This is a genomic window from Psychrobacter sp. FME13, assembly GCF_014861395.1.
Lineage (GTDB): Bacteria > Pseudomonadota > Gammaproteobacteria > Pseudomonadales > Moraxellaceae > Psychrobacter.
In genome coordinates this window covers 1-12,537 of the sequence record NZ_RRYV01000087.1, presented here as the reverse complement: position 1 = coordinate 12,537, position 12,537 = coordinate 1, and the positions used below count along the sequence as shown (strand labels likewise).

The 12,537-nt window shown below is 42.5% G+C and carries 12 protein-coding genes and 1 pseudogene; 6 read left to right on the top strand and 7 right to left on the bottom strand.

The features are described 5' to 3' along the window. Nucleotides 1–97 precede the first annotated feature (97 nt). Nucleotides 98–754, top strand: coding sequence for a DUF4238 domain-containing protein (locus EI164_RS10590; protein ID WP_192519931.1), 657 nt, complete (start codon nucleotides 98–100; stop codon nucleotides 752–754). A 167-nt stretch (nucleotides 755–921) separates the two neighbouring features. Here EI164_RS10590 and pdxA read toward each other — a convergent pair whose 3' ends face one another. Then, entirely contained in the window at nucleotides 922–2,007 is a 1,086-nt protein-coding gene (gene pdxA, locus EI164_RS10585; protein WP_192519930.1) for a 4-hydroxythreonine-4-phosphate dehydrogenase PdxA, read from the bottom strand. Between the two features lie 345 nt (nucleotides 2,008–2,352). On the opposite strand from pdxA, the gene dnaB reads away from it, so the two are divergent. The 4 genes from dnaB (at nucleotide 2,353) to EI164_RS10565 (ending at nucleotide 6,660) form a co-directional block, all read left to right on the top strand. After that, a complete protein-coding gene (dnaB, locus tag EI164_RS10580) occupies nucleotides 2,353–3,756 on the top strand; it encodes a replicative DNA helicase (RefSeq protein ID WP_192519929.1) in 1,404 nt (467 codons plus the stop codon). A gap of 248 nt (nucleotides 3,757–4,004) precedes the next feature. Next, nucleotides 4,005–5,111 carry an alanine racemase gene (gene alr / locus EI164_RS10575; protein ID WP_192519928.1) on the top strand — a complete coding sequence of 369 codons (1,107 nt, stop codon included), beginning with the start codon at nucleotides 4,005–4,007 and terminating at the stop codon, nucleotides 5,109–5,111. A 211-nt stretch (nucleotides 5,112–5,322) separates the two neighbouring features. Then, entirely contained in the window at nucleotides 5,323–6,243 is a 921-nt protein-coding gene (gene argF, locus EI164_RS10570) for an ornithine carbamoyltransferase (RefSeq protein ID WP_192519927.1), read from the top strand. A gap of 111 nt (nucleotides 6,244–6,354) precedes the next feature. Next, nucleotides 6,355–6,660 (top strand): hypothetical protein, encoded by a 306-nt coding sequence (locus tag EI164_RS10565; protein WP_192519926.1) that lies wholly within the window; start codon nucleotides 6,355–6,357, stop codon nucleotides 6,658–6,660. 6 nt (nucleotides 6,661–6,666) lie between these two features. Here EI164_RS10565 and rpiA read toward each other — a convergent pair whose 3' ends face one another. The 5 genes from rpiA to EI164_RS10540 all read right to left on the bottom strand — a co-directional run bounded on the left by rpiA (nucleotide 6,667) and on the right by EI164_RS10540 (nucleotide 10,506). Next, nucleotides 6,667–7,326, bottom strand: a complete 660-nt coding sequence (gene rpiA / locus EI164_RS10560; RefSeq protein WP_192519925.1) for a ribose-5-phosphate isomerase RpiA — start codon at nucleotides 7,324–7,326, stop codon at nucleotides 6,667–6,669. Nucleotides 7,327–7,566: 240 nt separating this feature from the next. Beyond that, on the bottom strand, nucleotides 7,567–8,877 hold the full coding sequence (locus EI164_RS10555) for an arsenic transporter (RefSeq protein WP_192519924.1): 1,311 nt from the start codon (nucleotides 8,875–8,877) through the stop codon (nucleotides 7,567–7,569). Nucleotides 8,878–8,938: 61 nt separating this feature from the next. After that, complete coding sequence (gene arsH, locus EI164_RS10550) at nucleotides 8,939–9,685, bottom strand: arsenical resistance protein ArsH (protein ID WP_192519923.1); 747 nt, start codon at nucleotides 9,683–9,685, stop codon at nucleotides 8,939–8,941. Beyond that, on the bottom strand, nucleotides 9,675–10,079 hold the full coding sequence (gene arsC / locus EI164_RS10545) for an arsenate reductase (glutaredoxin) (RefSeq protein WP_192519922.1): 405 nt from the start codon (nucleotides 10,077–10,079) through the stop codon (nucleotides 9,675–9,677). The genes arsH and arsC overlap by 11 nt, the downstream gene beginning before the upstream one ends. 64 nt (nucleotides 10,080–10,143) lie before the next feature. Beyond that, complete coding sequence (locus EI164_RS10540; protein WP_192519921.1) at nucleotides 10,144–10,506, bottom strand: ArsR/SmtB family transcription factor; 363 nt, start codon at nucleotides 10,504–10,506, stop codon at nucleotides 10,144–10,146. Between the two features lie 209 nt (nucleotides 10,507–10,715). Here EI164_RS10540 and ilvA point away from each other — a divergent pair, with 209 nt between their 5' ends. After that, nucleotides 10,716–12,269 (top strand): threonine ammonia-lyase, biosynthetic, encoded by a 1,554-nt coding sequence (gene ilvA / locus EI164_RS10535; protein WP_192519920.1) that lies wholly within the window; start codon nucleotides 10,716–10,718, stop codon nucleotides 12,267–12,269. A 117-nt stretch (nucleotides 12,270–12,386) separates the two neighbouring features. On the opposite strand, the pseudogene EI164_RS17055 reads toward ilvA, so the two are convergent. Beyond that, nucleotides 12,387–12,537 (bottom strand): annotated as a pseudogene (locus tag EI164_RS17055) (IS30 family transposase); the annotation flags it as partial.

The window sequence follows — 12,537 nt, the reverse complement described above, 5'->3', positions numbered from 1 at the left end:
TCATTGTCGTATTCTCTCAGAATGTTGAGTCTCCGACAATACCGGGGCGGTTCAAATAGAGCGTATTGCTAGCACTCTTGATGCACGTCTCACACAAATGAATCCTTCGGGTGAGAAAGTAGAAACTGGATTTGGAGCGGAAGGGTCCAGCGATCGTAAAAATGTTTTTCTCGATGGAATAGTAAGCCAAGCAGAAGTAATATCAATTCTTTTAAAAAAATCCTGGATACTTTTTGAGACAACGAAAGAAAACCCATTTTTCATATCTGATAATCCAGTCACACTATACAACAGTATTAATATGGGGCTATATGGCAACTTAGGCATTACCCTTGAAGGCATAGAGATTTATATTCCACTATCATCTACTATTACATTAGGTTTAATTTGTCCTTCGATTTCTAAGTTGAAAGCCCAACAAGCAGCGGAGATATCAAGTCGACCTAAAATATTAGACGTTTTCAATCAATTAAATGCATCTCAAAAGAAGTTGGTTCTAGATAAGGCAAATCAAACTGAGACTGAGTTTTTACAAGCGGTGAAAAACCTAAATTCATGTATAGAAATGGCAAAAAGCTTTGAAGATGGTACCTCGTACCTTATACAAGATGAGAAGCTAAAACATTTAAATAGTTTGCAAGTCGCACAATCAGAAAGATATGTTTTTTCTGGAATAGATGATTTCGAAGTAGTGCAGAAAATGCTTGCTATGGACGAGCAGTACAAATATGGACCAAGTGTGAAAATAGGATGATTTTTCGAAGTCATTTATTAAGGTATACCTCAGCGTAACCAACTATTTCACTCTTCAAACCCATGAATAAACCACCTACATTAGGTCCTACTTAATGGTGCATAAATAGGACCTACTGACGGTAACGTTATCCAATACTGCGTAAAAAATCTTGTTAAGTTACTGACTTATGTAATAGGTATATCGATAAGTGACTTATTAGCCATCTCATTTGCCATGAGTAGCGCTTGGTATAAGCTAGTAGCACTCGCACCTCCTCGCCCTGCCAAATCAAGTGCTGTACCGTGATCAACAGAGGTACGAATATAAGGCAATCCTAAAGTCAAATTAACCGTATCACCAAAGCCGTGTGATTTGAGCACTGGCAACCCTTGGTCATGATACATAGCAATCACTGCATCGCATTTTGCTAGATGTCTTGGGGTAAATAACGTATCCGCTGGCATCGCCTCTGATATGTCTACGCCTGCATCGATGAATTCTTGCAATACTGGATTGATAATATCAATCTCCTCAACACCTAAATGGCCGCCCTCGCCCGCATGTGGATTGAGGCCGCATACTAAGATACGCGGATGCGTTAAGCCAAATTTTGCTTTCATCTCATCAATGACAATCTGCACCGTTTGGCGTACATTGTCAGATGTGATTGCAGCAGGGATATCTTTTAGTGGTAAATGTGTGGTGACCAGCGCGACTTTCATTGCTTCGTTTGCAAGCATCATGACCACTTTCTCGCAGCCACTTTGCTGCATAAAAAACTCAGTATGACCGCTAAACATGGTGCCATCCAATAACTTGATATCAGCATCTATCAACGCTGACTTTTGCAGTGGACCGGTGACAATAGCAGCCACAGTTTTGTTTGTTGCAAGCTTATGCGCCATATCCAGTTGTTTGGCCACCATTGCTGAATTGCTAATATTGATTTGCCCAGAGATAACTGGTGCTGCACAAGGTGTATGAAGCAAAATAAAAGCACTGTCACTATGGGTCGTATTCGGTGACATCTGCTCTAAGAAATCATCTGCGTCTATATTTGCGTCTACTGTCTGCCATGATGGACAGTTTTTTAATGCGCCTGCCATTACGAGATTCTCTGCACGCACTTTCATGGCAGTGCTATCCGCAGTTACCCAAATTGGACGGTCAAAATCTTGTAACTTACCCTCTGCTGCTAATAACAGCACGACATCCATACCAATGCCCGCAGGCTCACCTGTTGTGATTAATAATGGTAGCTTGTCTTGCATAATAACGACACCTTTACATTTATTTTAAATACATGATTTTATTATATTTTTTATGAAAAAATCAAACACTTACGACCATATTTGAGTAGCTATCTCTCAGCGCAAAAATATCAATTATTCCAGAAATAGTTGTTCATAGCGCCCAAAAAAATTGCATAATGTGTTAAACTTTCGCATCTGATTGTAGCATTTACTGGCAAGTATAAGACCCTGTTTTAGTACTTCTATCGTAGAAGCCTGCCACATTTGTTTTTCAACATCGCTATTACGACCAATACTGATACCAAGTAGCTATTTATTTATTCACTCCCTGTTTTATATTGACTTTTAACACATTAGGCGCTCATGGCAGATACCGAAAAAACCGACGACTTACTCAATCAAACACCGCCGCACAATATCGATATTGAAAAAGCGCTGCTGGCGTCATTGATGAGTATCGAAGAGGCTTACGATAAAATTGCTGATATTGTCACCAAAGATGACTTTTATGCTGGGCGACACCAATATATTTTTGATGCGATTGCTCATTTGGCAGCGGTCAATGAGCCTTATGACACGGTCATGGTGCATGACTGGTTGGAAGCGCAAAAGCTACTTAAAGGCGCAGGTGGTGACAGTTACTTGGCTGATATTTTAAGTCAAAGTCCTGCTACCTTATTTAACCTCACTGCTTATGCACAGCGCGTACGTGAGCTATCAACCTTACGCCAGTTGATTACCACGGGCAATGACATGTTAGCACTTGCTTATAACCCAAAAGACCAAAGCGTCAGTGATATTTTGGATAATGTTGAGGGAAAAATATTCAGTATCAATGAGCAACATAACAAACGTGCTGAGCAGCGTGGACCAGTCGGTATTACTTCTGTGTTAACCAACGTCATCGATAAGATTCAAGAGCTAAAATCAAATCCAGACGGCATGATTGGTTTACAAACACCCTTTGCTGAGCTGAATAATAAAACACAGGGTTTGCAAGCAGGAGATTTAATCATTGTCGCCGCGCGTCCTTCGATGGGTAAAACAACGTTTGCCATGAACTTGGCAGAAGGCATTTTATTTAACGAAGACCTGCCCGTCGTGGTATTTTCGATGGAAATGCCCGCTGAGTCTATCGTGATGCGTCTACTGTCCTCATGGGGTGCGATTAATCAGACGCACCTACGCTCTGGACAAATGAATGAAGATGAATGGGCAAAAATGATGAATGCCATTCAACACCTACAATCTAAGCACTTATATATCGATGATAGTACTGCTCTGCCTCCATCTGAGATGCGCTCACGCTGTCGCCGAATCGCCAAAAACCATGATGGTCGCCTAGGTGCTATCGTGGTCGATTATCTACAGCTGATGAAGGTGCCGAGCCTAGATGGTAACCGCGTTGGAGAAATTTCCGAAATTTCTCGTAGCTTAAAAGCCTTAGCACGTGAGCTTGAGTGCCCAGTCATTGCGCTATCACAGCTTAACCGTAGTCTAGAGAACCGTCCTAATAAGCGCCCAATTATGTCGGATTTGCGTGAATCTGGTGCAATTGAGCAGGATGCCGATTTGATTATGTTCATCTATCGCGATGAGGTTTATAATGAAAATTCAGATCACAAAGGCGTGGCTGAAATCATCATTGGTAAACAGCGTAACGGCCCTATTGGTACCATACGCTTAGGCTTTGAAGGGCAATTTACCCGCTTTATCAACCTGACGCCAGAATACTATCAAAACGTCAGCTTTGAGAATGACGAATAATAACCGCTTCACCGACTATAGTCAGTTCGATATAATTTCGATACAAGGAAACCGAGTGTGAGTTATACATTAGTATGCTTAGCGAGGATGACGATGTAGCTGGTTTATATAGACTTGACTATATGCTTGCTCAACCTTGAACATTTGATAATAAACAGCTCTTAATAACCATAGCCAGTGCCACATCAGCCCTTTTGATGCAGCATTGGCTTTATCACTTCATAACTTTGCTAATAAAGAAGCCCATTATGCGTACTATCACTATCAAACCAGCAGCCATTACTCATAACCTCAACCAAGTTAAAAAACTGGCACCGCATTCTAAAGTACTGGCCATGGTCAAATCCAATGCTTATGGTCATGGCGTCGCCGCCGTTCTCCCAGCGCTAGAGCAAGCCGATGGTATCGGTGTCGCCACTTTAGCTGAAGCTCTCGAAGCAAGACAGTTAGGCTGGAATAAAACCATTGGTTTAATCGAAGGTGCCTTTACTGCCGATGAATGGCAGCAAGCCATTGACCATGATATTAGCTGCGTCATTCATCATGCACCGCAACTGCAGTGGGCATTAGAAAACATTCCACCAGCTAGTAGCGCGACTAGAGTGGTTTGGATTAAATACAATACAGGTATGAACCGCCTAGGATTTGATGCTGAGGGTGTTATTGCTGCTGCTAAACAGCTTCATGAAGCTGGATACCGGCTTATCCTTACTACGCATTTTGCTAATGCCGATGATAGCGCTCATCCATTAAATGCGATGCAGATACAGCGTTTTACAGAAGTATTAATGACTCTAAAAGAGAGCGTTAGCAACGACATTAAAGGCTCATTGTGCAATTCAGCAGGTATCGTCAACTTTCCACAATACCATTATGACTGGGTACGTCCCGGTATCATCTTATACGGTAGTGCACCGGTCGTTGACAAAAGCCCCACTGAATTAGATTTACAGCCAGCGATGGAGTTTAGCGCGCAAATTATCGCGTTACAAACCGTTCATGCAGATAATGCCATTGGCTATGGTAGTCGCTGGGTAGCACAGCAAGATACGAGAACAGCGCTAGTCAGTATTGGCTACGGAGATGGCTACCCACGTGTCGTCACTGAGGATGCTTATGTATCTGTCATTGAGGCAAGCAGCAATCAGAGTTATCAATGCGCAGTACTTGGACGTGTCGCAATGGACATGATTGTGATTGATATCAGTAACGCGCCAGAAGACATTGCTTTAGATAGCAAAGTGATACTATGGGGCGATGCACCGCACGTTGATGAAGTCGCTGCGCATGCGGGTACGATTAGCTATGAGCTACTATGCCGCCTGAGCATACGTCCGAAGCGTATACAAGCATAATAATTATTTATTATTGTAATATGTAAATGCGACATATAACGGCGAACTTGCCACCTGCTGGAGTGACTAAACAATCAAACTAAATTGGGCGTTTACATTAGAAGTAATTGCGCTATACTAAAAGTTTGTTGTCACCCCAGTATACGCGCTGACGCGATGCTATTGAAGACTGATAACGTTTCACTGACTGCGATTGACTGCTAGGATTACTATGAGTTTGCGCCATTTTTTGACCCTCTCTGATTTAACCAAACAAGAACTAGAAACCCTTATCAAACGCGCAAGCGAATTACGTAAGATGCAACATGCTGGCGAGATATATCAGCCGTTTGTTGGTCGTACACTTGGTATGATTTTTGAAAAATCTTCAACTCGTACACGTATTTCTTTTGAAACAGGTATGGGCCAATTTGGTGGTAGTGCTATCTTCTTGTCGCCAAATGACACGCAGCTTGGGCGTGGTGAGCCGCTAGAAGATTCTGCCCGTGTGATCTCTAGCATGGTTGATATCATCATGATTCGTACCTTTGGTCACGAAAATGTTGAAACCTTTGCTGAATACTCTAGCGTTCCTATTATCAATGCCCTAACTGATGAGTTTCATCCTTGCCAGTTGCTGGCTGATATGCAGACTTATTATGAGCATCGCGGCAGTATCGAAAACAAAATCGTGACGTGGGTTGGTGATGGCAACAATATGTGTTCATCATTTATGCAAGCGGCCAATCAGTTTGGTTTTGAGCTTCGTGTGGCAGCGCCTTATGGCTTTGAGCCAGATCCAAAACTCATGGAACGCTTCTCACACTGCGTAAGTTTGGTAGAAAACGTACAAGATGCAGCAAAAGACTCAAATCTGATTGTCACAGATGTATGGGCCAGCATGGGACAAGAGTCAGAACAAAACACCCGTGCCCGCCGTTTCGCCCCTTATCAAGTGACACCATCGCTGTTGGATAAAGCTGATCCTGAAGTGGTGTTTATGCATTGCTTGCCTGCCCATCGTGGTGAAGAAATCTCTCATGATATGCTAGATGATCCACGTTCAGTGGTATGGGATGAGGCAGAGAACCGCTTACATGCCCAAAAAGCATTGATGGAGTTTTTGCTAAAAGATAAGATTAAGTTGTCTTAATTATTGATACAGCATCATTCTTAGAACAGTACATAAAAAGGCAGATTATTCAATAACCTGCCTTTTTTATGGCGCAAAAACATCAAAAGCTAACAACATCAAAGAGCCGTTATGAGTAAAACCAGACTAAAAATGCTACATAAAAGCCTAGCGATATTTTTTATCTTGTTTTTCACCACAATATTACTTAGTGCGCTTGGTTTCAAGAACTTAAGTAAATTGGTACTTTACGCTATTTTCCCCGTATTTTTTTGGGGGTATTTTCACGGTGCTATCTTTGTATTTAAAAGCAATAAAAAATTCTTTAGTCGGATTAAACATAAACAGACTATTTTTACCGATTCCTTGACCGATGATGAAGATGACCCACCTTATCAAACAACCACCTTAAATAAGGATAAAGGCGATAAACTATGACGTCAATTAACGAGTAATAGTCTCAACCCCATTACTACTAGCCTTTAATAGAACATCAGCTTGGTTGGCAGAAAATATACCATTACACACCACACCCACGATATTATTCAGCTCTTTTTCAAGCTCGACCGGATTACTGACATCCAAGTCATAGGTGTCTAAAATAACGTTACCATAATCGGTGACAAAACCTTCACGGTATACTGGTTCACCACCTAATTGAGCCAATTGCCGTGCAACATAAGAACGCGCTTGTGGTAAGACTTCAATAGGTACTGGAAACGCACGACCCAAGATCTCAACACTTTTACTCTCATCAACCATGCATATAAACTTATTAGAAGCTGCTGCCACGATTTTTTCACGAGTAAGCGCGCCGCCACCGCCTTTAATAAGCTGCAAATTCTCATTCACTTCATCAGCACCATCGATATAAACATCAAGCGTACCAGCAAAGTTTAAATCAACGATTTCAATACCAAGGGCACGAAGTTTGTCTTCAGTAACCTGTGAGCTTGCCACCGCACCAGCAAGCTTTACTGTCGGTAATAACTCAATTAAGCAATTGACTGTGCTACCTGTGCCTACACCAAGTATCATGCCATCTTCGACATAGTTTAGAGCAGCTTTGGCTGCGGCTTGCTTTTGTGCTTGCTGATCACTCATCATAAATCCTTGGGAAATAAACGGACAGTCAGTCCTATATAAATCGGATACGGCGTCAGGCTCGCTTAGCCTACCACTTGTAGTACTTTCACTCGCCTACCTTGTATCCAAATTATCTTGAACCGACTATCATCATTATAAAAGAGGTAAAATGCGCCGCCATTATACCCGATGAGTTTGATCGATGTCAGCGTAATACAGCGTAATGACCACGCTAATCGCAAGAGATCGACTCAATCTTTAAAAGGTAGACAGATAAGGCAACCATAATACTAATGCCAGTAGTGTGACCAATAACACAGGTGGTGTAATAATCAGCCCAACTTTCATGTATTGTCCCCAACTGATTTTATAGTCTTTTTCTGCCAATACATGAAGCCACAATAAAGTGGCAAGACTACCTATCGGTGTGAATTTCGGTCCCAAGTCATTACCAATCACGTTCGCATAGATCATCAGTTCACGAGTCGCATCAGGCACTTGCGCACTATCGATAGCCAGTGCACCAACCAAGGTAGACGGCATATTATTCATAATAGAGGCTACAATAGCAGATAGGAATCCAGTTCCTACCGTTGCAATAACCGCACCTTGCTGCCCCAACCAATTTAAGACTTGGGCACCATAGGCCGTTAATCCTGCATTGCCCAAACCATAAACCACCAAATACATGCCGATTGAAAACAATACGATTTGCCAAGGCGCTTTTCGCAAGACATCGGACACAGAAACCACCGCATCACGACCACCTTGCCACCAGCGACCTGCAATTGCCATTAATATTAACGCAGCGATTCCTGTCACCAAGGAAATTGCAATTCCTAATGATTCGGTCGTAAAGTAAGCAACGAGTAGTAACGTCAATAGAGGAAAGGCCGCTTTGAAGACAAGCGGATCTTCAATCGCAGATGCTGGTGCACTCAGCTCAGCCACAGAATAATTTTTTGGAATATGCCGCGCATAGGCAATCCATAACACAGCGAGTGTCGCAATAACGGAAACAATATTGACCGGCACCATGACTGCTGCATAACGACCAAAGCCAATGTCAAAATAATTGGCACTGACAATATTGACTAGATTAGACGTCACTAATGGCAGGCTCGCAGTATCAGCAATAAAGCCAGTCGCGATAATAAAAGCCAAAGCGGATGGTGGTGAAAACTTAAGGCGTAGTAGAATGGCGATGACAATCGGGGTCAAGAGCAATGCAGCCCCGTCGTTAGCAAAGAAAGCTGAGATGAACGCACCTAATATGACAATCATAGGAAATAATAAGCGCCCTTGCCCATTACCAAGTCGGGCCACATGTAGCGCTGCCCAACCGAAAAACCCCGCTTTATCTAAGATAAGTGAAATAATAATAAGCGCCACAAAAGTAAAGGTCGCATCCCAAACGATGTCCCACACAATACCCACATCGGACAACTGCACGACACCAAAAGCCAAAGCAACTAATGCGCCGCCCATCGCGCTCCATCCAATACCCAACCCTTTAGGCTGCCATATCACCAGAACCAGAGTGACTATAAAAATAGTTAATGCAAACATGGAGCAACCTTATGTGTTCTGAATGTGATCCGACCGTCTTTAGCCCATTTAACATAAGACATTAAAGAGACTTTTGATTGACACGTTTTGATAACGCTTCAGCGCTTTCTACCCGTTCAGAGTAACGGTCGGTTAGATAGGCAGAGCGTCCACGGGTGAGCCAAGTGAATTTGACTAACTCCTCACAGACATCAACGAGACGCAAATACAAAGGGGATTTATCCATACGATCGTCGTCATTAAACTCTAAAAAAGCTTTAGGAATAGACGATTGGTTAGGAATCGTAATCATCCGCATCCAACGACCAAGAATACGCAACTGATTGACTGTGTTGAAACTCTGACTGCCGCCACTGACTTGCATCACCGCCAATGTCTTACCTTGGGTCGGACGTACACTACCGGATGATAGTGGAATCCAATCAATTTGTGCTTTCATAATACTGGTCATGCTGCCATGACGCTCTGGACTCACCCACAGCATTCCTTCTGACCACTGGGCTAGCTCTCTCAGCTCTTTTACTTTAGGATGATCGGCATCAGTGGCGTCAGGCAATGGCAAGCCTGTCGGATCAAAAGTACGCACTTCGCAGCCATACCAGCGCAATAAGCGACTCGCTTCCTCGCTTGCTAATCTAGAAAATGAGCGCTGACGTAAAGAACCATATAACACCAGTATTTTAGGTGGATGACGTGGATCCTGTGCGCTAATCAAAGACTCAATATCAATGGGCTGTATACTATTTGCATCAATATTCGGCAAGTCACCCAAATCGACTACATCTAAATCTGCTGTGTTATTTGCCATGGTGAATCACTTCCCCATCTTCTTTAGTGAAGCTACTGACGGGAGTCTCTAATAACTCAAACACGCGCTCTGATGGGCGACATAAAGCAGCACCTTTATTGGTCAGCACGATAGGACGATTGATTAAAATCGGGTGCGCCATCATGGCATCAATAATTTGATCATCAGATACGTCAGGATTGTCTAGTCCAAGCTCATCATTAATAGGCTCTTTACTACGTAATAGTTCTCTTGGCGAAATATTCATTTTTTCCAATAGTTCAACTAAGTAGTCACGAGTCGGCGGATTTTCTAGATATTCCACGATATCCGGCTGCTCACCTGATGCTTTCATGATGGCCAATGTGTTACGAGAAGTCCCGCATTTTGGATTGTGAAAAATTAATGGTGTCATAGCAATCTCACTTATTGTCTGAATATGTTTTTTGAGTGTGTTTCTTAGGGTCTTAATTATTAGCTTACTCAGGGTTTGAGTCATTACTATTAACAACTCTACAGCCTCTTAGACTGTCTACTAGTGAGGCACACAGTTCTGGATGACCTGCACAACAATCTTGCAATAGAAACTGAATAACCATCTCCATATGTGATAGTGAAGCACGATAGATTATCTGCCGACTTTGTCGTTGAGAAACCACCCATCCCGCTCGCGCCAGCACTGATAGATGGGCTGACATGGTGTTATGTGGCACAGATAATTGGCGGGCGATTTCACCCGCAGGTAGACCAACAGGCTCTTGGCTGACGAGCAACCTAAAAGCCTTTAGACGAGTATCTTGAGAGAGCGCAGCAAAGCTTGCAATAGCATTAGTTGTTTCCATATGTCCAATAATACAGACATATTAAAATAATTCAATATTTTTTGCACAAAATATTCATCCAAACCTAGCCGTATATTTTTTTAATATTATTCAGAGTATTAAATCACTTTAAAAACTACAATAGGGTCTTGCAAGATAACCAAAATCAGCATAGGATAATCTATTTCATTTTTATATTCATCCATCTACACTTTGTATTAGGAAAAATTATGTTGTCAAATTGGGTACGAGCCATCTTGCAAGCCACCGTCTATGACGTTGCGATTCAAACACCTCTTGAAGTGGCACCCAAGCTGACCCAACGTTTTGCCAATGATATTCGTTTTAAACGCGAAGACTTACAACCAGTCAAATCTTTCAAATTGCGCGGTGCTTATAACCGTATTAGCCAATTGAGCGATGAACAAAAAGCGCGCGGTGTTATTTGTGCATCAGCAGGCAACCACGCACAAGGCGTTGCTTACTCTGCTCGTAAGCTTGCACTTAATAATATTATCGTGATGCCAACTACCACACCTGACATTAAAGTCAGTGCTGTTAAAGCATTAGGTGGTAATGTCGATTTGCATGGAGACAGCTTTGATCAGGCCAATCGCTATGCCATCCATCGTGCCGAAACGGAAGGGCTGACCTTCATTCCACCTTACGACGATGAGTTGGTCATAGCCGGTCAAGGCACCATTGGAATGGAGCTGACGCAACAGTGGCGTAATATGGACTATGTTTTCGTCGCCGTTGGTGGTGGTGGTCTTATCTCAGGTGTTGCCGCTTTTTTGGGTGAGGTGGCCCCACATGTCAAAGTCATCGCTGTAGAAGCCGAACAATCTGCCTGCCTAAAAGCTGCTCTTGAATCAGGCGAACGCACCAAACTTGAACAAGTGGGGTTGTTTGTCGATGGCGTAGCCGTTGCCCAAATTGGCGAGTTGCCTTTTGATGTGGTACGTACACAAAAAAGCGACAACTCAGGCCCCATTGTTGAGCCTGATGTCATCACCTGTACCAATGATGAAGTTTGTGCTGCAGTCAAAGATGTTTTTGAAGAAAACCGCAGTATTGTAGAGCCTGCAGGCGCATTGGCTGTAGCTGGTATGAAAAAATACATTGAGACAAACAATATAAAAGATAAAAACTGTGTCGGCATTGTCTGCGGTGCAAATATGAACTTTGATCGCTTGCGCTATATCGCTGAACGTACCGAAATTGGCGAGAAAAAAGAAGCTATTTTTGCAGTAACTATACCTGAACAAACCGGTGCATTCTTAAACTTCTGTCGTCGCCTACATGGACGTAATATCACTGAATTTAATTATCGTGCCGATAGTAAAAAATCACCAGACTCTATGGAGCCGGCAGCAATATTTGTCGGTATTGCCTTAAAAGAAGGCGATAAAGAACGTCAAACAATTAGCAACCAGTTGGCTGCTGATGGTTATAACGCCTATGATTTAACCGATGACGATGTTGCTAAATCACATATTCGTCACTTGATTGGTGGTCATGCCCATGTCGAAAACGAGCAGCTACTGAGCATTGTCTTTCCAGAACGTCCAGGTGCATTGCTCACTTTTTTAGAAAAATTGGGCGATGATTTCAATATTACCTTGTTCCATTATCGCAATCATGGTGCTGCTGAAGGTCGCGTATTAGTGGGATTACAAGCCTCAGAGAGTAACTCTCGCCAACTACAAGATGCACTGCTCGATATCGGTTATAACTGTACCATGCTCAATGACAATATCGGCTATCAGCTGTTTTTGAAATAATTGGCGTAAATCTAAGTACTCATTTATCAAGGCGGTATTTCAATCATGGAAAACCGCCTTTAATAAATGGTTATTATTCATTTTTAATTATCTTAGATTAACACACCAAGTGCAACGCTAATTAATATTATAGAACGCCTGCATAGGCGTCTTAAACCCTAATCGTTTTCTTGGTCTGTTGTTTAATTTGTTCTCAATGTCCTGCATCTCATCATCAGAGACTTGTCTAAAGTCACAACCCTTAGGCAAGTACTCTCTGATAAGGCCG